Here is a 21,722-nt window from a genome sequence, read left to right on the forward strand (position 1 = left end):
TCAGGATACCACGCGGAAGCGCGACACCGAATCCTTGAGCTCCTGGGCCAGGGAGGCCAGTTCATGAATCGACTGCGCGGTCTGGCGGGTACCTTGCTGGGTATGTTCGGTCACGGACAGGATCTCCTGCATCTTGTCGGCCACGCCGGTGGCCTTGGTAGCCTGGCGCTCGGTGGCGGTCGACATGTCGCCGATCAGTTCACCGAGGCGGTTCGACACGCGCGAGATGTCCGACAGCGCGGCGCCGGCGGCGTCCGACAGGCGCGCGCCCTCGACCACGCCCTGGGTCGATTTTTCCATGGCCGCCACCGCGTCGTGGGTGTCGGTCTGGATGGTGCGCACCAGCGCGCCGATCTGTTTCGCCGCATCGCCCGAGCGTTCCGCCAGGCGCTGCACCTCTTCGGCCACCACCGAGAAGCCGCGACCGGCCTCGCCGGCCGACGCGGCCTGGATCGCGGCGTTCAGCGCCAGCACGTTGGTCTGCTCGGTAATGTCCGAAATGAGTTCGGTGATCTCGCCGATCTCCTGCGAGGATTCGCCCAGGCGCTTGATGCGCTTCGAGGTTTCCTGGATCTGCTCGCGGATCTCCTGCATGCCTTCGATCGCGTTCTGCACCGCGGTCGCGCCCTGCTCCGCCGCTGCCACCGACTGGCGCGCCACGCTGGCCGATTCGAGGGCCGAACGTGACACGTCGGTGATCAGGCCGGCCAGTTTCATGGTGGTGCTGGACGCTTCCTGGATCTCGCGCGACTGGCGCTCGGCCGCGCCCAGCAGCTCGCTCGAGACCTGCTGCGCACCGTTCGAGGCGCGCGCCACCTGTTCCGAGGTCTTGATGACGCGCACCACCAGCTCACGCAATTCCTCGACCGTGTAATTGACCGAGTCGGCAATCGCGCCGGTGATGTCTTCCGACACCGTGGCCTGCACCGTCAGGTCGCCGTCGGCCACCTCTTGCAGCTCGTTCATCAGGCGCAAAATCGCGGCCTGGTTCTGGTCATTGGTGGCCTTGGCTTCTTCTTCCTTGGCCTGGGCCAGCTGGCGCATCGCTTCCGCTTCGCGGCGGCGTTCCTCGGCGGCGCGCGCACGGGACGCGGCATCCTGCAGCATGGCGCGCGAGATGCCCAGTGCCGCCACCAGGGTGAACAGGGCGGCGGCGACCGTCAGCCAGAACCAGCCGCTGGTGCCGGCCTGGTCGCGTTGATAGTCTCCGTGCAGCTTGGCCAGCATGACGCGCAGCTGTTCGCTGTCGCGCGAGATCACGCGCTCGGCGGCGCGCGCGCTGGCGTAGTTGGTGAGATTGCCCAGCAGCGGAGTGATGGTCTTGACGTACTCGTCGAAGCTGTCGCGGGTGCGCGCCAGGCGCATGCGCTGTTCGAGGTCGGTCAGCGGCGCCAGGCCCAGCTTGCCGCCGCCGTCGAGCAGGCCGTCGACGATCGCGCGCAGCGACTCGATGTCGCCCATGATGTAGGTCACCGCGTTCTGGGCCGAGCCCGGGGTGGTGAAGGTCTGGGTGCCGGCCGACAGGCGCTGGGCCAGCGACTGCATGCTCAGCGCCGCCACCTGGCGCCGGGCGTCGCTCGACGCGTCCTTTTGCAAACGCTCGGCGATCGCGGTCAGCTCTGGCCCCACCTCTTCATACTGGCGCAGGCTGACGCCGAAGGCCAGCAGGTTGCGCTTGTTGGCGATGATGCTGGCGGCGGCCTTGGACGAGGCGTTCCACAGCACGATCGCTTTTTGCAGTTCTTCCGCGCGCGGGCCGCTGGCGGCCGGGATGCGGCCGGTCGGCGACAGGCCGCCGCGCGCCAGCAGGTCCAGTTCGCGGCCCAGCTGGGTGCGGCTGTCTTCGAGCTGGTCGAAGGCGGCGGCATCGCCGCGCAGCGCGATCGGCGCCGCCTTGGCGAAACGCTGGGAGTGCATCACGGCGTCGCCGGTCACCTGGCTCTGGCCGGCCAGGCGCGCGTCGTGCGCCGAGTTCTGCCAGGCCGCCAGCATGGTCAGCAGCACGCCGCCGATGAAGGCGCCCAGCAGCAGGTTCAGGCGGCTGGGCTGGAACTGCGCGCCGATCGGGGCGGCGCGCAGGTCGCCGGCGCTTTCCGCCGCCAGCGCCTCGCTTGCGCTGCGGCTGCGAAAGCCTCCGAGCCGGCGCGCGGCCGCGGTAGCCGAACCGCCCGCATCCGGGTGCGGCGCCGAAGGGGACTCGCCGGCCGGCGCCGGCTCCAGGGCGGCGTCGCCCTTCGCGAAGAAGTTCGTGGTCAGTTTCGAAGCGAATCCCATTGCTGCTCCCTGTTTCCTGCTGTGAGTGTGTTTGTTGTTAGCGTGCGAGTTAGCCTGCGACCCGGAGGAAACGCTCTTCCCGCACCAGCGCCGCGAGCGACAGCGGCGTCCAGGTGTTGCCGTCGGCGTCGCGCAGGGCGTCGCCGGCGCGTTCCATCGCGCTGGCCTGGCGCAGTCCATAGACATTCGAAGCGAGCAAGGCGCAGTTGAAGCCGAGATGGGGTGCGAACACCACCAGGCGCGGCGTCGCGGGGCCATCGGGCGCTGCTTCCTCGCCCAGGTAGCGCGCCAGGTCGATCACGCCCAGCAGGCTGCCGCGCACATTGGCCAGGCCCAGGTACCAGGGCTGGGTCAGCGGGACGGCGGTCAGGGGCGGGGGCGCGACGATCTCGCCGGCCTCGAGCAGATCGACCAGGTAGCGCGTGGCGCCTATCGCCAGGCCCAATTGGCCGGCGCTGGCGCCGGCGCCGGTTTTGGCCGCCTGCATCTTTTCCAGCAACTGCTCCTGATACAGGCGCAGGCGGGTACGGCGAGCCGCGGGATCGCGCCGACCGCCCTCGTCACTCTCGCCGCCGTCGCCCGCAGCGACCGTCATGCGTTCACGCCGCCGGCAGTCGCCAGGGCCGCGATGCTGGCCAGCAGGCGCTCGGGATCGACCGGCTTGACCAGGTAATCCTTCGCGCCCTGGCGCAGGCCCCAGATGCGGTCAGTTTCCTGGTTCTTGCTGCTGCAGATGATGACCGGCAGCGCCGCCAGCTCCGGGTCGCGCGCGATGGCGCGCGTGACCTGGAAGCCGTTGGCGCCCGGCATGACCACGTCCATGAGGATCAGTTCGGGACGTTCGGCGCGGATGCGCTCGATCGCTTCGTCGCCGTTCACGGCGGTGCTGACGGCAAAGCCGTTCTTCACCAGGATGTCGGTCAGGTACAGGCGTTCGGTCGGGGAATCGTCGACGATGAGGATCTTGTTGATGGCCACTTACGGCTCCGGCTCGGTAGATAGGTCAGGCCTGGGACATGGCATGCTCGCGCACGGCCGCCAGCAGGCTGTCTTTGGTAAAGGGCTTGGTGAGATAGGCGCTGGCGCCGACCATCGCGCCGCGCGCGCGGTCGAACAGGCCATCCTTGGACGACAGCATCAGCACCGGCGTCGCGCGAAAGCGGGCGCTCTTCTTGATCAGGGCGCAGGTCTGGTAACCGTCCAGGCGCGGCATCAGGATGTCGCAGAACACCAACGCCGGATGATGGTCGTTGATCTTGGCCAGGGCGTCGAAGCCGTCATCGGCCAACACCACCTGGTAACCGGCCTGGTTCAGGAAAATCTCGGCGGAGCGGCGGATCGTGCTGCTGTCGTCGATTACCATGATGGTCAGGGCCGTGGATTGCGGCGATGTCGTCATTTTCGTTTCACTTCGGCTTGAAGCTCCACGATAGCACAGCGCATCTTTCTTGTGCGCAAAGTGTTGCAGGGAGTCAACTACCCCGTAACATGGCATCCCGGAAGTGGCCGAGATGCCATTATCAAGCTGATCACATTGTGATCTTTATTGCATGGCTCGAGGTTCAGATCATCGTCATTTCGAAGTCGTCCTTGCGCGCGCCGCACTCCGGGCAAGTCCAGTTCATCGGAACGTCGGCCCAGCGCGTACCGGGAGCGATGCCGTCGTCGGGCGAACCGGTAGCCTCGTCGTAGACCCAGCCACAAATCAGGCACATCCAGGTCTGGAAAGGCGCGGTGGATTCGGTACTCACAGTATTGGTCCTTGTATCTAGTAAAATGTGGAATCGGAATCCGGCATCTTAATCTACCCGACGTGCAAAACCAAACGTTCCCCCTCATCCTGAGCTTCGGCGTCTGCGATCCTGTCGGCGCCATCGGCGTGCAGGCGGATTGCGCCGCATTCGCCGCCCTCGGGTGCCACGGGCTGTCGGCCATCGCCGGCCTGCTGGTCTCGGACAGCGCACGCATCGAGAATATGTACGAGCTCGACAGCGACTGGATGGCCGAGCAGGCGCGCACCTTGCTGGAAGACATGCCGATCGCCGCCTTCAAGGTCGGCGCCGTCGGTTCGGCCCTGCACCTGGCCGCGATCGCCGAGATCGTGTCCGACTACCCGGACGCGCCGCTGGTCCTCGATCCCTTCCTGTCGGCCCTGCCCGACGCCGGCCTGGGCGACGAGGAAATGCTGTCCGCGCTGCGCTCGATCCTGGCGCCGCAGGCCACCGCGCTGATTTTGTCGCAGTCCGAACTGGGCCGCATGGCCGAGCTGTGGCGCGATGGCGCCGACGGCAAGGACGGCGACTTCGAGGAAGACGTGGCCGAACTCACCTCGAGCGGCCTGCATTACGTGCTGGTGACCGGCAGCCGCGACGAACACGGCGCCTGCTCGAACCGCCTGTATGACGCCAGCGGCGAAGTCGCGCGGGTCGACTGGCAGCACCTGCCCGGCCCCTTCCTGGGCGCCGGCAACACCTATTCGGCCGCCTTCACCGCCTGCCTGGCGCGCGGCATGGACGCGCCGCAGGCGCTGGCCCTGGCCCAGGAGTACACCACCGGCGCGCTCGAGCATGCGCAGCGCTTCGGCATGGGCAAGTTCATTCCCAGTAAATTCTTCCGTCCGTAGTCACGCGTAGCGCGCGGACGGGTTCTTTTCATTCACGAAGCATCGATCATGACCACTGAACACACCACCTCGCGCAACGACACCCTGTTCGCCCGCGCCCAGCAATCGACCCCCGGCGGCGTCAATTCGCCGGTGCGCGCCTTCCGCTCGGTGGGCGGCACCCCGCGCTTCATCGAACGCGCCAAGGGTCCACATTTCTGGGATGCCGACGGCAAGCGCTACATCGACTACATCGGTTCCTGGGGCCCGGCCATCCTGGGCCACGCCCGTCCCGAAGTGGTGAAGGCGGTGCAGGCCGCGGCCGAGAATGGCCTGTCGTTCGGCGCGCCGACCGAGGGCGAGATCGAGATCGCCGAGGAAATCTGCCGCCTGCTGCCGTCGATCGAACAGGTGCGCCTGGTCTCGTCCGGCACCGAGGCGACCATGAGCGCGCTGCGCCTGGCGCGCGGCGCTACCGGCCGCGACAAGATCGTCAAATTCGAAGGCTGCTACCACGGCCACGCCGATTCGCTGCTGGTGAAGGCCGGCAGCGGCCTGCTCACCTTCGGCAACCCGACCTCGGCCGGCGTGCCGGAAGACTTCGTGAAGCACACCCTGGTGCTCGACTATAACAACGTGCCGCAGCTGGAAGACGCCTTCGCCTCGATGGGCGACACCATCGCCTGCGTGATCGTAGAGCCGGTGGCCGGCAATATGAACCTGATCCGCGCCACCCCGGAATTCCTGCAGCGCATGCGCGAACTGTGCACCGAACATGGCGCGGTGCTGATCTTCGACGAGGTGATGTGCGGCTTCCGCGTGGGTCTCGAAGGCGCCCAGGGCATGTACGGCATCACCCCCGACCTGACCGCGCTGGGCAAGGTGATCGGCGGCGGCATGCCGGTGGCCGCCTTCGGCGGACGCGCGGACCTGATGCAGAAGATGGCCCCGATCGGCCCGGTGTACCAGGCCGGCACGCTGTCGGGCAATCCGGTGGCGGTGGCGGCCGGCATGACCACCCTGAAGCTGATCCAGGAAGACGGCTTTTATGAAAAGCTGACCGCGACGGCGGATCGCCTGGTGACGGGCCTGACCGCAGCGGCGCAAGAAGCCGGCATCGATTTCTGCGGCGACTCGGTGGGCGGCATGTTCGGATTCTACTTTTCGAAGGACGTGCCGGGCAGCTATAGCGAAATGATGGCGGGCGACAAGGAGCGCTTCAACCGCTTCTTCCACGGCATGCTGGAAGAAGGCGTGTACTTCGCGCCGGCCATGTTCGAAGCGGGTTTCGTGTCGATCCAGCACGACGACGCCGTCATCGACGAGACGATCGAAGCGGCGCGCCGCGTGTTCAAGCGGATCTGAGGCGCCAGCGCCGGCGACCCGGTCAGTACGGCTGGTAGGTGAAGCCGTAGGCGACCAGGTCCGCCGTCGCGTCCACGTTTTCCGGCGATTCGCTGAACGAGACCAGCAGCTTCTCGCGCTCCAGTCCTTCGCCGAGGCGGCCCACCCAGTAATCGAAGCCGCCCTGGTCGGGCGCCCGGTGCAGGATGTTCTTGTACAGCTGGCCCACCAGCTGCGCGTCGTCCAGCGCGCTGCCATACAGGTCCTGGAATTCGGCGCTGCCCAGGAAGGCGCTGGCGACGACGTCCAGGCTGGCGCCGCGGTCCAGCGCCCCGATCCAGTAGCCGACGCCGGTGTGGTCCGGCTCGCGGTCGAAGGCCGCGCGGTACAGGCGGTAGGCCTGGCCGCCGTTGCCGTCGATATCGAGCGCGATCGCGCGTTCCTCGAACAGCAGGCGCTCGACCCCGGCCAGGGTGTCGACCGCGCCGGCCCGTCCGTGGCTCACCGTGAACGCGTCGCCCTGCTTTCCGATCGTGTATTCGCCCCAGAAACCGGCATATTGCGCGGTGTCGATGCCGGCGCCGCCATCGACGCGCGCGCCGCGCCCGCCGGCCAGCAGGTCGTTGCCGGCCGTGCCCGTGTACAGCGCGGACACGGTGTCGAACGTCAGGCGCTGCGGCCCCGCATACGCATTGCCGGCCAGGTCGGTCACCGACCCGTTCGGCAATTCGATCGTATAGCTGCCCGGCTTGAAGAATCCCTCCGGCTTGATGAACAGCTGGTTGCCGACCGCCTTGGCGCCGGCGACGCCGCGCATGCCGTATTCCTGGCGCAGCATGTAGCCGCTGGCATCGGTGACGGTGACGGCATAGCGGTCGACCGCGATCTGGGTGTCGAAGGTCAGGACGATGCTGGTGTCCGTGACCCGGACGCCGGCGGCGCCGTCGGGATGCGAACTGGCCACCAGGCGTGGACCGCCGAAGGAACGAATGGTTTGGCTATCGGACATGGCAAGAAGTCGGGACGGGAGATGGAAGACGGGTTCCAGCACGGACTGATGCGTACTGGGTAAGGCGTGGGCCGATTATAAAAGCCTTGCCGTCGGGAATCTCGAATTCTTGCCAGCCAAATATTGAAATAGGCGTGGGCAGTGTCTTATTTCAGCCAACCGCGGCGGCGGAAATACAGCAACGGCGCCACCGCGCTGGCCGCCATCAGGGCGATCGCGAACGGATAGCCGAAGCGCCAGTTCAGTTCCGGCATCAGGGCGAAGTTCATGCCGTACAGGCTGGCGATCAGGGTCGGCGGCAGGAAGGCGACCGAGGCCACCGAGAAGATCTTGATGATCTTGTTCTGGTTGATGTTGATGAAGCCGACGGTGGCGTCCATCAGGAAGTTCACCTTGTCGAACAGGAAGGAAGTGTGGCCGTCGAGCGACTCGATGTCGCGCAGGATCTGGCGCGCTTCCTCGAACTGGTCCGAGTTCAGCAGCCGGCCGCGCATCAGGAAGCTGACCGCACGCCGCGTGTCCATCATATTGCGGCGGATGCGGCCGTTCAAGTCTTCCTCGTGCGCGATGGCGTTCAGCGCGGCGGCGGCGTCATTGTCGGTGAATTCCTTCTGCAGCACGCGGGTCGAGACTTCTTCGAGGCTTTCGTAGATGCCTTCCAGCGCGTCGGCCGAGTACTCGGCGTCGGTCGCGTACAGGTCGAGCAGCACGTCCATATAGTCTTCGATCGAGCCGGGCCGCGAACGCGCGCGCATGCGCACCAGGCGAAACACGGGCAGGTCGTCGTTATGGACCGAGAACAGGATTTTGCCGGACAGGATGAAGGCCACCGTCACAACGCGAGATGGGCCGTCTTCTTCCTCGAGCAAAAAGTCGGTGCGCAGGTGCAGGTCGCCGTTTTCGGCCTCGTAGTAGCGCGCCGAGGCTTCGATGTCCTGCACTTCGTCCTCGCCCGGCAGGGTGACGCCATACTTGGACTTGACCCAGGTGCGCTCTTCTTCGTCCGGATCGGTCAGGTCGACCCAGACCGGCGCGACGTTTTCCAGGTCTTCCCGGGAAGCGATCGTTGCCTGGTTCAGGCGGCCATTCTGTAGGACAAATACGTTGATCATGCGCTGGGTCTCGTTCGCTGTTCTTGCAAATCTCTAGCCGGGTCGGAAAGTAGCGCAAGTGTAACCGTTCGCCGTGCACTGAGCCAACTCAGTAACGACAATTTCGCATCAGGGAACGTCGGCGAAACGCATCTGGCGCATGATCGCATTGGTGCGGCGCTGCAGATAATTGGTCGTGCCGTGCTTGTCGTAGTAGCGCGGATTGGGCAGCATTACCGCCAGCCGGGCGGCCTGGGCCGGGTTCAGCTTGGCCGCCGACGTCTTGTAGTAGTAGCGCGCAGCAGCTTCCGCGCCGAACACGCCGCGGCCATACTCGACCACATTCAGGTAGAGCTCGAGGATGCGCTCCTTGCTCATCACCGTCTCGAGCATGAAGGCGATCACCAGCTCCTGCCCCTTGCGCACATAGCTGCGCGAGCCGGACAGGAACAGGTTCTTGGCCAGTTGCTGGGTAATGGTCGAGCCGCCGCCGACCACCTTGCTGCGCCGGTTATTGCGCTCGTAGGCGCGCTCGATGCCTTCCCAGTCCACGCCATTGTGCACGCTGAAGTTGGCGTCTTCCGACGCCACCACCGCGCGCTTCAGGTTGCGCGAGATGCGCTCGTACGGCACCCACTGGTGCTTGAGGGTCGCGTTCGGATTCTTTTCACGCAGCTGGGACAGCTGCTCGCGCATGAAGCTGGTCGAGCCGGGGTTGAATTGCGAATACCAGCACACCATCGCAAAGAAATACAGCTGGACCAGCAGCACCAGCAGCAGCGGGGCCAGGAAGATCCACTTGATCCAACGGCGCCCGGTCGGCGCGGTCTTGCGCGACTTGGCCATGGTCAGCCTGCCTGGCGCATCGTTGCAAGGACCTCGCCCGTGTCGGGACGCACGCCGCGCCATAGCAGGAAAGCCTCGGCCGCCTGCTCGACCAGCATGCCCAGGCCGTCGCGCACGCTGGCGCCATGACTAGCCGCGAAGTCCATGAACACGGTCGGCTCCTTCCCGTACATCATGTCCAGCGCCAGCACGCCGGGGCCGAATACGGATGACGGCACCGGGGGAATATCGGCCGCCAGGCTGGCCGAGGTGGCGTTGATGACCACGTCGAAGCCGCCCTCCACGTCGGCGAAACCGCTCACCGCCAGGCGGTCGGCGTGCGCCGCGAAATCGGCCGCCAGCCGTTCGGCGGTCGCCAGCGTGCGGTTGGCGATGACGATCTGGCGCGGATTTTCCGTCAGCAGCGGCAGCAGCGCGCCGCGCGCGGCGCCGCCGGCGCCCAGCAAAAGGATGCGCTTGCCGGCCAACGGCACGCCGGCATTGCGCACGATGTCGGCCACCAGGCCGGGGCCGTCGGTGTTGTCGCCGACGATCTCGCCATGGTCGAAGATCAGGGTGTTCACGGCGCCGGCGGCCTGGGCGCGCGGCGCCAACCGGGTCGCCAGCCGCGCCGCGTCGAGCTTGAACGGCAGCGTGACGTTGGCGCCCCGATAACCTTCGGCGACCAGGCGCCGCACGGTGGCCTCGAAGCCGTCCAGTGGCGCCAGGCAGCGTTCATACGCCAGATCCTGGCCGGTCTGCAGCGCGTAGGCGGCGTGGATCTGCGGGGATTTGCTGTGTGCGATCGGATTGCCGATGACGCAATAGCGGTCGCTCATTTGGCGGCTTCTCCAAGGGTTGCCTGCATCTTGTCCTCACGGGTGAAACGGAAACGGGTAAACACTTCCCACAGGTCGTCCTTGCCCTCGGTGCGCATATTGGCCGGGAAGGCGCCGAACGGGGCCGAGCGGCGCACGATCTCGAGCGCGGCCTTGTCGAGGGCCGGGTTGCCCGAGCTGCGCTCGATGCGCGGGCCGCCATCGCCCAGGTACAGGGTGCCGTCCTGGAACACGGGGATGTAGACCACCAGGTCGCCATACAGCTTGCGGCCGGCCTGCTGCGGGAAGTTCAGCGTGCCGACTTCCTCGATGCGCTTCTGCATCGACTTGTAGTACAGCGCGTAGCCGACCTGGCGCGTGCTGGGCGTAATTTGCGTGCGCTTGGGGCGGCGGTTTTCTTCCTCGATGCGCTCGAAGATCTCGGCGCTGGTGCGCGAGATGGCGCGTGTGGTGTCGAGATTGTCGTTGCCGGTGCGGGTCGGATCGGGCTTTTCGCGCTCGGTGACCGGCGGCGCGGTGAAATTGCCGCCGCCGCGGGCACGCGTCAGCACGTTCTGCTGCAGGCGCTCCAATTCGGCGATGCGGCGCTGCAGGGCCTTGATGCTGTCGCCATCTTCGACCTTGCGCAGGTCGGGCAGCGGCGACTTGGCGCGGCCCGCCTCCGCCGTGCCGCCACCGTCCAGGTTGGCCTGGGCCAGCGCGTCGGCCTTGGCTGGCGCCCGGTCGTGCTTGGCGTTGACCAGCACCACTTCCAGTCCGGGATCGGCCGGCTGGTGACGGAAAGCCTCCGGCGCAGCGAACCGCAGCGCCAGCAGGCCCGCGTGGGCTGCCACCGATACGGCCAGGGCGATCATCAGGGGACGGTTTTGGAGAAAGGACTTCACGCGCTACGGGTGGCCTGGTGGGGCAATTGAATCAGAGAATTGATCCATTCTAACCCGGCACGAACGGATGAGGGAGGGTGAAAAATACGGGTGTGGAGGGATGTGGTTGGTTCGACAACTTGGGCGGCTTCGGTGGGTGCCTTAGGTTCCCGCCAAGGCGCCCGGCGAGGGCGGGAACCCAAGTATTCTCTCCCATTCGCGCGCAGCGCGAATCTATTGCGCCGACGCCGGCGCCGGCTGCGGCGCATCCCCGGTATCGACCGCCGCCACCGCACCCTCGGCCTCGACCACCTCGGCCACCGCCGCTTCGCCGGTGTCCGCTTCTTCCTCGTAGTCGAGCGACGCATCCGGCTCGGCCGACGCTACCTCGAGCAGGCGCGCTTCGAGGTTCAGTTCGATCTCGTCCCAACGCACGATGTCGAGTTTCACCTGGGCGCCGCGCGCCACCTGCGGCATGCCGGTCAGGCGCACCACCAGCGGCACGTCGACCAGGCGCACCAGTTCGTCCTTGAGCACGACGGCCTCGGCCTGTTTCACGTTCTCTTGTCCCAGCCAGCGCAGGCACCAGTAGCGCTCCATATTCTGCTGGAAGTCGTTATAGGCCGCGTACGCGGCGTCGAAGCTCGAGACGATCGCGAACAGGGTCGCATCGCGGTGTTTAAAGGGGGCCACCAGCGGCGCCGTCACGCCGTGCTCGGCGGCGGCCAGGATCTGCCACTGGTTGACCAGGTCGGTGTAGCGGCGCAGCGGCGAGGTGCTCCAGGCGTACTGGTCCACGCCCAGGCCCTGGTGCGGCGCCGCGTGCGTGACCATGCGCACCTGCATCTTGGCGGCCCAGCCGCCGGCGCCCGGCGTCTGCGAGCGATAGATGCCCGGCACGCCCGAGTCGTGCAGCAGCTTGCCCCAGGTGCTGTTGGCGAAGATCATCAGCTCGGCCACGATCTTGTCCAGCGGCGCGCCGCGCTTGCGGCGCACGATCGAGACCACGTCGTCCTCGACGTAGAAATTGAAGTCGACCCGGTTCGCCTGTTCCGGCTTGAGGCCGAAGGCTTCGCGCTTCTTCATGCGGCCCGCTTCCAGCTGCAGCGCCCACTTCCACAGCAGGCCCAGCTCTTCCTTGTGCGGATAGTCGCCCTCGCCGCTTTCCAGCGTCTCTTCATTGACCACGTGATCGAGGTCGTTGTGGCGCAGATTGTTCTTGACCGGCACGCGCTCGGCGCGCGTCGTGGTCGACTTGACGCTCCAGTCGCTCGGATCGAGCACGGCGTACAGCGACAGGGCCGGGCAATCGTTGCCCTCGGCCAGGGTGAAGGCATTGACCACCTCGTCCGGCAGCATCGTGATCTTGTCGCCCGGCATATACACGGTCGACATGCGCGCGCGGGCGATCTTGTCGATCGCGTCGTCCGGACGAATGCCCAGGCCCGGCGCCGCGATGTGGATGCCGACCTGCACGCTGCCGTCGTCCAGATGCACGACCGAGAAGGCATCGTCGATCTCGGTGGTGGTGACGTCGTCGATCGAGAAGGCGGCAACATTGGCCAGCGGCAGGTCGCCCGGGGCTTTCGGGATCTCCACGGGCGCGAAACCGGCGCCGCGCGGGAAGTGCTCGAACAGGAAGCGGCCCATGTGCAGCTCTTTGGGCGAGGCCAGGCCGCCGACGTCCAGCATCAGGCGCGGCGCGCTAGTCTGCAGTTCGTTGGCGGCGGTCTCGAAGGCCTTGTATTCGATGGTGTTCTTGTCGGGCTTGAACAGCAGCTGGTGCACGATCTGCTGCATCGAAGCGGGCAGCTTGCCTGCTTTCAGCTCTTCCACATAGCCGGCCTGGACGATGGCCTGCTGCTTTTTCTTTTCGATGCCGGCCAGCGCCGCCTTCAGCGACTGTTCCGGCGCCGCCTTGTAGCGGCCACGGCCCTTCTTGTAGAAATAGATGGGCGAGCCATGCAGGGCCAGCACCAGGCCGGCCGCTTCGTGCGGCAGCGGCGCGTGGCCGAAATACTCGGCGCCCAGCTCGGCGAAGCCGAATTCTTCTTCGCCCGCGACTTCCCACAGGAAATCGAGATCGACTTCGGCGACGATTGCCTTGGCCGCGTCCAGCAGGGCTTGCGGCTCGGGTTTCTCGAACTGCAGCAGCACGTCGCGCGTCTTGACCTTGGTGCGCTTACCGCTCGGCAGCTCCACCTGATAGGCTTCGCCTGCTTGCGACAGGATGGCGCCGACCTTGAAGTCGCCCGATTCCTCAAAAAATACGTTCATATTTACAGTATGTTCTTCATGGTTGCGGCCGCTCCCAATTCCAGTACCGCGGGCAAGAATACCTCGGTGACCAGGAGCAGGCCTTGACGGCGGCGATAGACGCAGCGCCGCGCGTAATAAATAGTCGTGTCAGTGTCGCCCTGCTTGCCGAGCGCCGCGTGCGCACGGCGCACCAGCGGATGGTCGGCAGACAGGCGCGCAAATTCCAGTTGCCCACGTCGCACCAGCGGATCGTAGAACAGCGTGGTGCCCAGCGAGCGCTCGCCCAGCGCCGAGAACAGCGGCCAATCGGTGGCGTCGCAATCCATCGGCACCACCGTGTGGGCGAACACCACCGGCTTGCCGTCGCACTCCAGCAGCACTTCGCGCTCCCACGCCCGCTGAGGACGCGCCAGGCCAATCGCCTGCGCCTCGTCCGCAAGGCAGGTGGCGCTGCGCTGGTGCAGGCGGCGCACGCGGAAGGCGGCGCTGCTGGACACCAGGCGCGCCGTCAGCGAACCGGGCGTGAGCAGCCAGTCGTGCATGCCTTCCGGCGCACGCACCGCGCGCGCATGCGGCTGCCAGGCAGCCAGGCGTAAAGACTTGCCGTTCACTGCGCCGCGTCCACCGGGCCAAAGCCGCAGAACGCCAATACTTCATCCACATACTGCGCGAATTCCGGGATCGCGTGGTCGCTGCCCTCGATCACGTGCTGGCGCGCTCCTGCATAGTGGGCCACCATATCGCGGTAGTCCAGCACTTCGTCGCCGGTCGCGGCCAGCAAGAAATAACGCTCGGGGCGGGTGATGTGCGCGGTGCGCAGCGCGACCAGCTCGTCGACGTATTCCTGGCGAAACTCGAACGGCTCTTCCGAATGCCAGGCCGTGGTCACGCCGACGTGCTTGGACAGGTTGCGGGTCGGGTCGACGGAAGGGTTGATGACGGCCGCGCGCACGCCCAGGCGTTCGGCCAGCCAGGTCGCATAAAAGCCGCCCAGCGACGAGCCGACGATGGACAAATTGCCTGGCGCGTGGGGTTCGGCCAGTTCCAGTGCAAGATCCATCGCCGCCTTCGGTGACGCTGGCAGCTGCGGGCAGATCAGGCGTTCCGCCAGCCCTGCCTGCTCGAGCCTGTCCTGCACCACGCGCGCCTTGAACGAGCGCGGCGAGGAGCGAAAGCCGTGCAGGTACAGCAGGTACGGGGCCGAACTCATGGCGCCAGCGCGTCCAGCAGTTTCTGGTGCACGCCGCCGAAGCCGCCATTGCTCATCACCAGGATGTGGTCGCCCGGCTGCGCCTGTTGCACGATGGCCTGCACCATATAGTCGATCTGGTCGAAGCTGTGCGCGATCTTGCCCAGCGGTTTCAGGGCGTCGGCCAGCGACCAGCCCAGCGCCTGCTGGCTGCCGAAGCCGAACACCAGGTCGGCATCCTTCAGGCTGCCCGGCAGCGCATCCTTCATGGCGCCCAGCTTCATCGTGTTCGAACGGGGCTCGAGCACGGCCAGGATGCGCCCGCCCGTGCCCAGCTTCTGGCGCAGGCCGCCGACCGTGGTCGCGATCGCCGTCGGATGGTGGGCGAAGTCGTCGACCACGGTGATGTTATTGACCACGCCGCGCACTTCCATGCGGCGCTTGACGTTCTGGAAGCGCGCCAGCGACTCGATGGCCTGGGCGACGGGCACGCCGACGTGGCGCGCGGCGGCGATCGCGGCCAGCGCGTTCGAGCGGTTGTGCTTGCCGCTCAGGTCCCAGTGCACGGTGCCCTGCAGCTCGCCCTTGAACAGGACGTCGAAACTGGCGCCGCCAGGATGCTCGACCATATTCCAGTCGACGCCGTCGGCCGAACCGAAACTTTCCTTGTCGCTCCAGCAGCCGCGCTTGAGCACGCGGCCGATCGACGCTTCATCGCCATTCACGACCAGCCGGCCCACGCCCGGCACGGTGCGCACCAGGTGGTGGAACTGGGTCTCGATGGCGCCGATGTCGGGGAAGATGTCGGCGTGGTCGTATTCCAGGTTATTCAGCACCGCGGTCTTGGCGTGGTAGTGCACGAACTTGCTGCGCTTGTCGAAGAAGGCAGTGTCGTATTCGTCGGCCTCGATCACGAAGAAGTCGCTCGGCTGGTCGCCATGCAGGCGCGCCGAGACGCCGAAATTCATCGGCACGCCGCCAATCAGGAAGCCCGGCGCATAGCCCGCGTCTTCCAGGATCCAGGCCAGCATCGAGGTGGTCGTGGTCTTGCCGTGCGTGCCGGCCACGGCCAGGACCCATTTTTCGCGCAAGATGTGTTCGCCGATCCACTGCGGGCCCGAGACATACGGCAGGCCGCGGTTCAGGATCTCTTCGATCAGCGGATTGCCACGCGTCATGACATTGCCGATCACATACAGGTCGGGATTCAGCGCCACCTGTTCCGGGCCATAGCCCTGGATCAGTTCGATCCCCTGGGCTTCCAGCTGGGTGCTCATCGGAGGATAGACATTGGCGTCGCAACCGGTTACGCGGTGGCCCGCCTCCTTGGCCAGGACGGCCAGGCCGCCCATGAAGGTGCCGCAGATGCCGAGGATATGAATGTGCATGGAGAGAATGTCTAGCCAATAATGAATGGACGAATACGCGATTCTACCCGAGCCGCTGTCATTTTCCGTTCAAGAGTATGATCCCAGGCATGATGCCGAATCTGAACAACGATCTCCTCCAGTTGCGTAACGAGATCGCCCTGTCCGCTGCGCGCATGATCGCGCAGGACGGCGCCGATCTCGATACCGCCCGCCGCAAGGCCGCCCGCCAGGTGCTGGGCGTCACCCCGCCGAAACCGAATATGCTGCCCGACGACGGGCAGATCGAGGACGAGGTGCGTAAATACCTGGCCCTGTTCGGCGGCGCCGCCCACACCGAACGCCTGGCCCACCTGCGCGCCACCGCGCTGCAGGTGATGGAAGCGCTGGCCGACTTCCATCCCTATCTCACCGGCGCCGTCCTCAACGGCACCGCGGGCGAGCATGACGACATCCATCTTCAGTTGTTCGCCGACAGTGCCAAAGAGGTAGAAATCTACTTGCTCAACCGTAATGTTAATATCGACATTTCGGAAACCCCGCATTTCAAGGGGGGCCGCCATGCGCCGGTCGAGACCGTGACCTTCTCCTGGATGAAGGAAACAGTGCATGCCGAGCTGTATGAGTATCAAGACCTGCGCGGCGCGCTCAAGCCGCGCGCCGACGGCCGTGTGCAACGCATCGACATGAGCGGCCTGCGCGCGCTGATCGCGGCGGGCGACAAGAGTGAACCCAGTGAAAGCTGACGAATGAACAAGAAACATCTGGCCGCGTATGCGGCAGTCGCCGCGCTGTTCGGCGTGATGGGCGCCCTGGTGGCGGTCTACAAGAAACCGGCTCCCGTGGCGCCGACCACCGTCGCCCACGATGGCCAGGTCACCAACCCGGCCGTCAACCTGTATGCACAGTCGCTCAACGACCTCGAGGGCAAGCCGCAGCCGCTGGCCCAGTGGAAGGGCAAGCCCCTGCTGGTCAATTTCTGGGCCACCTGGTGCGGTCCCTGCGTGCGCGAGATGCCCGAACTGATGCACCTGGCGAGCGAAGATGGCGGCAAGCGTTTCAACGTGATCGGCATCGGCATCGATTCGCCCACCAATATGAGCGAGTTCGCGGCCAAGATGAACGTCACCTATCCGCTGTACGTGGGCGGCATGGGCGGCACCGAGCTGTCTCGCGGGTTCGGCAATACGAATGGCGGCTTGCCGTATACGGTACTGATCGGCGCCGATGGGCAGGTGATCAAGACGTATCTGGGCGAACTGAAGTTCGATGAACTGCGCGCCGACCTGGACAAGCTGGGCACGTGAACCGGGATTTGGACGGCAAAATTACGAACGATCGTACGATTGTAACTGCCGCCAACTCCTCCTATCGACCGGCAATTTTACCGCTTGCCAATAGCTGAGCTAGGCGGCACAATGCCTGACTTTCGGGCAACCAGACACTCACCATGGCGAAAAAGCTACTGCTGCTGAACGGCCCCAACCTCAATTTATTGGGGACGCGGGAACCGGCGGTGTACGGAACGGCCACACTGGCCGACATCGAGCAGGCGGCAGTCGCACAAGCCCAGGCAGCTGGCGCAGCACTGGAACACTTCCAGAGCAACCATGAGGGAGCGTTGATCGACCGTATCCATGCCGCGCGCAGCGAGGGCGTGGATTTCATCGTCATCAACCCTGGCGGCCTGACCCATACCAGCGTAGCCCTGCGCGATGCGTTCGCCTCGGTGGCCATACCCTTCGTGGAGGTGCATATTTCGAATATCCACCAACGCGAATCCTTCCGGCACCATTCTTATTTGTCTGGAATCGCGCGCGGCGTGATCTGCGGGCTGGGGACGGACGGATATCGGTTTGCCATCGACTTCGCACTTAAATAGCGTTAATCTACGTCAACTTCATGTAACAGCGGCCGTTCGACTATCCTGATAGTAGCGGTCTGCTCTCTAAAACGAATAATTCCAAGGGGTTTCACATGGATCTACGAAAACTCAAGACTTTGATCGACCTGGTCGCTGAATCGGACATCGCCGAACTCGAAGTGACCGAAGGCGAAAGCAAGGTTCGCATCGTCAAGTCGTCCGCAATCCCGCAGAACCAGATGGTCATGCTGCCGCACCAGGGCGTGCAGCAATACTCGGCGCCGGCCGCTCCTGCAGCCGCGCCAGCGCCGTCCGCCGCACCGGCCGTCGCCGCCGAACCGACCGGCCACGTGGTCAAGTCGCCGATGGTCGGCACCTTCTACCGTTCGTCCGCGCCTGGCGCCGCCGCCTTCGTCGAAGTCGGCGCGAACATCAAGGAAGGCGACACCCTGTGCATCATCGAAGCGATGAAGCTCCTGAACGAAATCGATGCCGATGTCTCCGGCACCGTCACCAAGATCCTCGTGGAAAACGGCCAGCCGGTCGAATTCGGCCAGCCACTGTTCGTGATCGGCTGATCTGCTTCTCCAAGCCGGCCGCGCGCATGACGCGCCGCCGGCTTACCTCCATGACGTGTCCGGCGCCGCCTGTTGTTCCAGCCGCGCCGGTTTTCACTGAATACCGGACCTACCATGTTTGAAAAAATCCTCATCGCCAACCGTGGTGAAATCGCGCTGCGTATCCAGCGCGCCTGCCGCGAGCTGGGCATCAAGACGGTCGTCGTCCACTCCGAGGCCGACAAGGACGCCAAGTACGTGAAACTGGCGGACGAATCGGTCTGCATCGGACCGGCGCAATCGACCCTCAGCTACCTGAACATGCCCGCGATTATCAGCGCGGCCGAAGTGACCGACGCCGAAGCGATCCACCCGGGCTATGGCTTCCTGTCCGAGAACGCCGACTTCGCCGAGCGCGTCGAGAAATCGGGCTTCGTCTTCATCGGCCCACGTTCCGACTCGATCCGCCTGATGGGCGACAAGGTCTCGGCCAAGCAGGCGATGATCCGCGCCGGCGTGCCGTGCGTGCCCGGTTCGGACGGCGCCCTGCCGGACGATCCGAAAGAGATCGTGCAGACCGCGCGCCGCGTGGGCTACCCGGTCATCATCAAGGCCGCCGGCGGCGGCGGTGGCCGCGGCATGCGCGTGGTGCACACGGAAGCCGCGCTGCTCAACGCCGTGCAGATGACCAAGACCGAAGCCGGCACCGCCTTCGGTAATCCGGAAGTCTATATGGAGAAGTTCCTGGAGAATCCACGTCACGTGGAGATCCAGATCCTGGCCGACGAACATAAAAACGCCGTCTGGCTGGGCGAACGCGACTGCTCGATGCAGCGCCGCCACCAGAAGGTGATCGAGGAAGCACCGGCGCCGGGCATCCCGCGCAAGCTGATCGAAAAGATCGGCGACCGCTGCGCCGAAGCCTGCCGCAAGATCGGCTACCGCGGCGCCGGCACCTTCGAATTCCTGTACGAGAACGGCGAGTTCTACTTCATCGAGATGAACACCCGCGTCCAGGTCGAGCACCCGGTCACCGAGATGATCACCGGGATCGACATCGTGCAGGAGCAGATCCGCATCGCCTGCGGCGAGAAGCTGCGCTTCCGCCAGCGCGACATCATGCTGTCGGGTCACTCGATCGAGTGCCGCATCAATGCCGAGGATCCGTTCAAGTTCACCCCGTCGCCAGGCCGCATCACCGGCTGGCACCCGCCGGGCGGCCCTGGCATCCGTGTCGATTCGCACTCGTATGCGGGATACTATGTGCCACCTCACTACGACTCGATGATCGGCAAGGTAATTTCGTACGGTGCGACCCGTGAGCAGGCGATCCGCCGCATGCAAATCGCGCTCTCCGAAATGGTGGTCGAAGGTATCCTCACCAATATTCCGCTGCATCGCGAACTGATGGTCGACGCCCGCTTCATCGAAGGCGGCACCAACATCCACTACCTGGAGCAGAAACTGGCCGCCAAGCCAGACCTGCCGAAGGAAACGGCGCTCGGCGCCAAATCGGAAGCCAAGGTACAAGAATGAGCTGGACTGAAGTCGTCATCGAGATCGCCCGCGACCACGCGGAAGCGCTGTCCGACGCCCTGATGGAAGCCGGCGCGCTGTCGGTGTCCGTCGAGGACGCCGACGAAGGCACCGAGGACGAAAAACCCCTGTTCGGCGAGCCGGGCATGGAGCCGACCGAGGCCGCATGGGACCACAGCCGCGTCGTGGCCCTGACGGACACCGACGCCGACCAGCTGGCGATCGTCACCGAGGCCGCGCAGGCGGTCAAGCTGGCCGTCGTGCCGGCCTTCACCACCCGCAAGGTCGAAGACGCCGACTGGGTGCGCCTGACGCAATCGCAGTTCGAGCCTATCCACATCGGCAAGAACATCTGGGTCGTGCCGAGCTGGCACGAAGCGCCAGACCCGTCCGGCCTGATCCTCGAACTCGATCCGGGCCTGGCCTTCGGCACCGGCAGCCATCCGACCACCCGCCTGTGCATGGAGTGGCTGGAAGCCCATCCGGCGCCGGGCAAGTCGGTGCTGGACTACGGTTGCGGCTCGGGCATCCTGGCGATGGTGGCCAAGAAGCTGGGCGCGCAAGACGTGGCCGGCGTCGACATCGACCCGCAGGCGATCGAGTCGGCGCGCGCCAACGCCGAGCGTAACAAAGTCGAGATCGACTACTACCTGCCCGACACCTTCGCTGCGTCAAGCAACGAGCGTCATGCGGGCGGCAAGTTCGATATCGTGGTGGCCAATATCCTGTCGAGCCCATTGAAGCTGATGGCGCCGATGCTGGCCGGCCGCGTGGCCGCTGGCGGTTCGCTGATCCTGTCGGGCGTGCTGGCGCGCCAGGCGGAAGAAGTCGCCGCCGCCTACGCACCTTTCATCAAGCTGGGCGTCTGGGCCGAGCAGGACGGCTGGGTTGCCCTACACGGGACGCTCGGCCAGGACAGCGCGCCGCCGCCCCGCTCTGGCGGCTAGGCAGGCATGGCGCTCGCCACCCAATGCCCCCACTGCGGCACGCTGTTCCGCGTCGCTGCGGACCAGCTCAAGCTGCGTGGGGGCATCGTGCGCTGCGGCGCCTGCCAGCAGGTCTTTGACGGCAATACGGGGCTGGTCGACCTGAACGCCCCGCCGTCTTCCCCTCCTGCTTCTCCTCCTCCTCCAGTCGCCGAACCGGCCATTGCGCCAGACGTTCCCGCGACCGACGACACCGAACAACCGATCTACACGCTCGAATTCGACCGTACGCTGTCGCCGTTCGGGATCCTGCCGCATCCCTTGACCGAACAAGACGAAGAGCAGGATGTGGCGGTAAAAACTGAAACCGCACCAGCTCCTGTGGCCGACATCCAGGTCGACGAGGAGATCGTGGCGGCTCCCGCGCCGGACGATGAGCACGACGAGCCCGAGCCCGCCGCGCGCCAGCCGGCGCCCGACGCCCCGCCACTGCTGCTGCGCGAATCGGCCGGCGGCTCGCCGCCGATCGTCTCGCCTGCGCTTTCGCTGCCGACGAAATCCCCGCGCGCACGCGCCGCCGACGCCCGTTCGCGCCGTTCCAAGCTGACCCCGACCCGGATCGAAGACACGCCCAAGCTGCGCGTACCCGAAATCGACGAACCCGAGTTCGTGCGCCGCGGCCGCCAGCGCGAGCAGTCGAGCAAGGCCGTGCGCATCGCGATGGTCGCCGGCAGCCTCCTGCTGTTGCTGGCGCTCGCCCTGCAGGCCATGGTGAGCTTCCGCGACGTATTGGCCGCCCGCTATCCGGCGCTGCGTCCGGCGCTGGTCTCGACCTGCGCCCTGTTCGGCTGCCAGGTCGGGCTGCCGGCGCGGCCCGATGCGCTGGTGATCGAGACGGGCGAACTCATTACCCTGGGCGGCAACGCCTATACCCTGAGCACCGTGCTGCGCAACGGCGACGACCTGGCGCTGGCCTGGCCCAGCATCGAGCTGACCCTGAACGATGCCGACGACAAGCCGCTGGTGCGGCGCGTATTCGGTCCGCGCGACTACGCGCCCCAGCTTGCCGACTCCATTACCGGCTTCGGCGCGCGTGCCGAGCAGCCGGTCAAGATCCATTTCAGGCTGGAAGGACTCGAACCTTCCGGCTACCACATTGCCGTTTTCTACCCCTGAA

23 protein-coding genes are annotated in these 21,722 nt (G+C 65.7%); 9 read left to right on the forward strand and 14 right to left on the reverse strand.

What is annotated here, in order from left to right:
* The 5 genes from SOM28_RS04795 to SOM28_RS04815 all read right to left on the reverse strand — a co-directional run bounded on the left by SOM28_RS04795 (window position 1) and on the right by SOM28_RS04815 (window position 3,989).
* Window positions 1–2,274: a methyl-accepting chemotaxis protein gene (locus SOM28_RS04795; protein ID WP_123072022.1), complete on the reverse strand. Its 2,274-nt coding sequence runs from the start codon at window positions 2,272–2,274 to the stop codon at window positions 1–3.
* 49 nt (window positions 2,275–2,323) lie between these two features.
* Window positions 2,324–2,869, reverse strand: a complete 546-nt coding sequence (locus SOM28_RS04800) for a chemotaxis protein CheW (protein WP_123072021.1) — start codon at window positions 2,867–2,869, stop codon at window positions 2,324–2,326.
* Window positions 2,866–3,252 (reverse strand): response regulator, encoded by a 387-nt coding sequence (locus SOM28_RS04805; protein ID WP_320467397.1) that lies wholly within the window; start codon window positions 3,250–3,252, stop codon window positions 2,866–2,868. The genes SOM28_RS04800 and SOM28_RS04805 overlap by 4 nt, the downstream gene beginning before the upstream one ends.
* Window positions 3,253–3,277: 25 nt before the next feature.
* The gene (locus tag SOM28_RS04810) at window positions 3,278–3,673 is read right to left on the reverse strand and encodes a response regulator (protein WP_320467398.1); all 396 of its coding nucleotides are present in this window, start codon (window positions 3,671–3,673) and stop codon (window positions 3,278–3,280) included.
* A gap of 163 nt (window positions 3,674–3,836) precedes the next feature.
* The gene (locus SOM28_RS04815) at window positions 3,837–3,989 is read right to left on the reverse strand and encodes a rubredoxin (protein WP_123072063.1); all 153 of its coding nucleotides are present in this window, start codon (window positions 3,987–3,989) and stop codon (window positions 3,837–3,839) included.
* Between the two features lie 98 nt (window positions 3,990–4,087).
* Here SOM28_RS04815 and thiD point away from each other — a divergent pair, with 98 nt between their 5' ends.
* Both thiD and hemL read left to right on the forward strand, forming a co-directional pair.
* A complete protein-coding gene (gene thiD, locus SOM28_RS04820; RefSeq protein WP_123072018.1) occupies window positions 4,088–4,897 on the forward strand; it encodes a bifunctional hydroxymethylpyrimidine kinase/phosphomethylpyrimidine kinase in 810 nt (269 codons plus the stop codon).
* A 48-nt stretch (window positions 4,898–4,945) separates the two neighbouring features.
* A complete protein-coding gene (gene hemL, locus SOM28_RS04825; protein ID WP_320467399.1) occupies window positions 4,946–6,241 on the forward strand; it encodes a glutamate-1-semialdehyde 2,1-aminomutase in 1,296 nt (431 codons plus the stop codon).
* A gap of 22 nt (window positions 6,242–6,263) precedes the next feature.
* On the opposite strand, the gene SOM28_RS04830 is transcribed toward hemL, so the two are convergent.
* The 9 genes from SOM28_RS04830 to mpl all read right to left on the reverse strand — a co-directional run bounded on the left by SOM28_RS04830 (window position 6,264) and on the right by mpl (window position 15,683).
* Entirely contained in the window at window positions 6,264–7,229 is a 966-nt protein-coding gene (locus tag SOM28_RS04830) for a DUF4214 domain-containing protein (RefSeq protein ID WP_320467400.1), read from the reverse strand.
* Window positions 7,230–7,375: 146 nt separating this feature from the next.
* A complete protein-coding gene (gene corA, locus SOM28_RS04835) occupies window positions 7,376–8,341 on the reverse strand; it encodes a magnesium/cobalt transporter CorA (protein ID WP_123072015.1) in 966 nt (321 codons plus the stop codon).
* A gap of 108 nt (window positions 8,342–8,449) precedes the next feature.
* A complete protein-coding gene (gene mtgA, locus SOM28_RS04840; protein ID WP_123072014.1) occupies window positions 8,450–9,166 on the reverse strand; it encodes a monofunctional biosynthetic peptidoglycan transglycosylase in 717 nt (238 codons plus the stop codon).
* Between the two features lie 2 nt (window positions 9,167–9,168).
* The gene (gene aroE, locus SOM28_RS04845; RefSeq protein ID WP_320467401.1) at window positions 9,169–9,984 is read right to left on the reverse strand and encodes a shikimate dehydrogenase; all 816 of its coding nucleotides are present in this window, start codon (window positions 9,982–9,984) and stop codon (window positions 9,169–9,171) included.
* Window positions 9,981–10,838 carry a TonB C-terminal domain-containing protein gene (locus SOM28_RS04850; protein WP_320467826.1) on the reverse strand — a complete coding sequence of 286 codons (858 nt, stop codon included), beginning with the start codon at window positions 10,836–10,838 and terminating at the stop codon, window positions 9,981–9,983. The genes aroE and SOM28_RS04850 overlap by 4 nt, the downstream gene beginning before the upstream one ends.
* 243 nt (window positions 10,839–11,081) lie before the next feature.
* Complete coding sequence (locus SOM28_RS04855) at window positions 11,082–13,124, reverse strand: ribonuclease catalytic domain-containing protein (RefSeq protein WP_123072011.1); 2,043 nt, start codon at window positions 13,122–13,124, stop codon at window positions 11,082–11,084.
* 2 nt (window positions 13,125–13,126) lie between these two features.
* Window positions 13,127–13,717, reverse strand: coding sequence for a chorismate--pyruvate lyase family protein (locus SOM28_RS04860; protein ID WP_320467402.1), 591 nt, complete (start codon window positions 13,715–13,717; stop codon window positions 13,127–13,129).
* Complete coding sequence (locus SOM28_RS04865) at window positions 13,714–14,316, reverse strand: YqiA/YcfP family alpha/beta fold hydrolase (RefSeq protein ID WP_320467403.1); 603 nt, start codon at window positions 14,314–14,316, stop codon at window positions 13,714–13,716. The genes SOM28_RS04860 and SOM28_RS04865 overlap by 4 nt, the downstream gene beginning before the upstream one ends.
* On the reverse strand, window positions 14,313–15,683 hold the full coding sequence (mpl, locus tag SOM28_RS04870) for a UDP-N-acetylmuramate:L-alanyl-gamma-D-glutamyl-meso-diaminopimelate ligase (protein ID WP_123072008.1): 1,371 nt from the start codon (window positions 15,681–15,683) through the stop codon (window positions 14,313–14,315). Before mpl ends, SOM28_RS04865 begins: the two co-directional genes overlap by 4 nt.
* An 89-nt stretch (window positions 15,684–15,772) precedes the next feature.
* Between mpl and SOM28_RS04875 the strand changes: the two genes are divergently transcribed.
* The 7 genes from SOM28_RS04875 (at window position 15,773) to SOM28_RS04905 (ending at window position 21,721) form a co-directional block, all read left to right on the forward strand.
* On the forward strand, window positions 15,773–16,408 hold the full coding sequence (locus SOM28_RS04875) for a hypothetical protein (protein WP_320467404.1): 636 nt from the start codon (window positions 15,773–15,775) through the stop codon (window positions 16,406–16,408).
* Between the two features lie 3 nt (window positions 16,409–16,411).
* Window positions 16,412–16,969 (forward strand): TlpA family protein disulfide reductase, encoded by a 558-nt coding sequence (locus SOM28_RS04880; RefSeq protein ID WP_123072006.1) that lies wholly within the window; start codon window positions 16,412–16,414, stop codon window positions 16,967–16,969.
* 143 nt (window positions 16,970–17,112) lie between these two features.
* On the forward strand, window positions 17,113–17,544 hold the full coding sequence (aroQ, locus tag SOM28_RS04885; protein ID WP_123072005.1) for a type II 3-dehydroquinate dehydratase: 432 nt from the start codon (window positions 17,113–17,115) through the stop codon (window positions 17,542–17,544).
* A 95-nt stretch (window positions 17,545–17,639) separates the two neighbouring features.
* Window positions 17,640–18,104: an acetyl-CoA carboxylase biotin carboxyl carrier protein gene (accB, locus tag SOM28_RS04890; protein WP_123072004.1), complete on the forward strand. Its 465-nt coding sequence runs from the start codon at window positions 17,640–17,642 to the stop codon at window positions 18,102–18,104.
* Between the two features lie 114 nt (window positions 18,105–18,218).
* Complete coding sequence (accC, locus tag SOM28_RS04895) at window positions 18,219–19,619, forward strand: acetyl-CoA carboxylase biotin carboxylase subunit (protein WP_123072003.1); 1,401 nt, start codon at window positions 18,219–18,221, stop codon at window positions 19,617–19,619.
* Window positions 19,616–20,566 (forward strand): 50S ribosomal protein L11 methyltransferase, encoded by a 951-nt coding sequence (gene prmA / locus SOM28_RS04900; RefSeq protein WP_320467405.1) that lies wholly within the window; start codon window positions 19,616–19,618, stop codon window positions 20,564–20,566. Before accC ends, prmA begins: the two co-directional genes overlap by 4 nt.
* Window positions 20,567–20,572: 6 nt before the next feature.
* Entirely contained in the window at window positions 20,573–21,721 is a 1,149-nt protein-coding gene (locus SOM28_RS04905) for a DUF3426 domain-containing protein (protein ID WP_320467406.1), read from the forward strand.
* Window position 21,722 lies beyond the last annotated feature (1 nt).

Origin of the sequence: Massilia sp. CFBP9026 (genome assembly GCF_034045165.1) — a bacterium.
GTDB lineage: Bacteria > Pseudomonadota > Gammaproteobacteria > Burkholderiales > Burkholderiaceae_D > Telluria > Telluria arenae.

Coding starts and splice junctions, on each gene's coding strand:
- SOM28_RS04795 (WP_123072022.1), bottom strand. CDS start 2,274: ATGGGATTCGCTTCGAAACTGACCACGAACTTCTTCGCGAAGGGCGAC.
- SOM28_RS04800 (WP_123072021.1), bottom strand. CDS start 2,869: ATGACGGTCGCTGCGGGCGACGGCGGCGAGAGTGACGAGGGCGGTCGG.
- SOM28_RS04810 (WP_320467398.1), bottom strand. CDS start 3,673: ATGACGACATCGCCGCAATCCACGGCCCTGACCATCATGGTAATCGAC.
- SOM28_RS04815 (WP_123072063.1), bottom strand. CDS start 3,989: ATGTGCCTGATTTGTGGCTGGGTCTACGACGAGGCTACCGGTTCGCCC.
- hemL (WP_320467399.1), top strand. CDS start 4,946: ATGACCACTGAACACACCACCTCGCGCAACGACACCCTGTTCGCCCGC.
- SOM28_RS04830 (WP_320467400.1), bottom strand. CDS start 7,229: ATGTCCGATAGCCAAACCATTCGTTCCTTCGGCGGTCCACGCCTGGTG.
- corA (WP_123072015.1), bottom strand. CDS start 8,341: ATGATCAACGTATTTGTCCTACAGAATGGCCGCCTGAACCAGGCAACG.
- mtgA (WP_123072014.1), bottom strand. CDS start 9,166: ATGGCCAAGTCGCGCAAGACCGCGCCGACCGGGCGCCGTTGGATCAAG.
- aroE (WP_320467401.1), bottom strand. CDS start 9,984: ATGAGCGACCGCTATTGCGTCATCGGCAATCCGATCGCACACAGCAAA.
- SOM28_RS04850 (WP_320467826.1), bottom strand. CDS start 10,838: ATGATCGCCCTGGCCGTATCGGTGGCAGCCCACGCGGGCCTGCTGGCG.
- SOM28_RS04855 (WP_123072011.1), bottom strand. CDS start 13,124: ATGAACGTATTTTTTGAGGAATCGGGCGACTTCAAGGTCGGCGCCATC.
- SOM28_RS04865 (WP_320467403.1), bottom strand. CDS start 14,316: ATGAGTTCGGCCCCGTACCTGCTGTACCTGCACGGCTTTCGCTCCTCG.
- mpl (WP_123072008.1), bottom strand. CDS start 15,683: ATGCACATTCATATCCTCGGCATCTGCGGCACCTTCATGGGCGGCCTG.
- SOM28_RS04875 (WP_320467404.1), top strand. CDS start 15,773: ATGATGCCGAATCTGAACAACGATCTCCTCCAGTTGCGTAACGAGATC.
- SOM28_RS04880 (WP_123072006.1), top strand. CDS start 16,412: ATGAACAAGAAACATCTGGCCGCGTATGCGGCAGTCGCCGCGCTGTTC.
- aroQ (WP_123072005.1), top strand. CDS start 17,113: ATGGCGAAAAAGCTACTGCTGCTGAACGGCCCCAACCTCAATTTATTG.
- accB (WP_123072004.1), top strand. CDS start 17,640: ATGGATCTACGAAAACTCAAGACTTTGATCGACCTGGTCGCTGAATCG.
- accC (WP_123072003.1), top strand. CDS start 18,219: ATGTTTGAAAAAATCCTCATCGCCAACCGTGGTGAAATCGCGCTGCGT.
- prmA (WP_320467405.1), top strand. CDS start 19,616: ATGAGCTGGACTGAAGTCGTCATCGAGATCGCCCGCGACCACGCGGAA.
- SOM28_RS04905 (WP_320467406.1), top strand. CDS start 20,573: ATGGCGCTCGCCACCCAATGCCCCCACTGCGGCACGCTGTTCCGCGTC.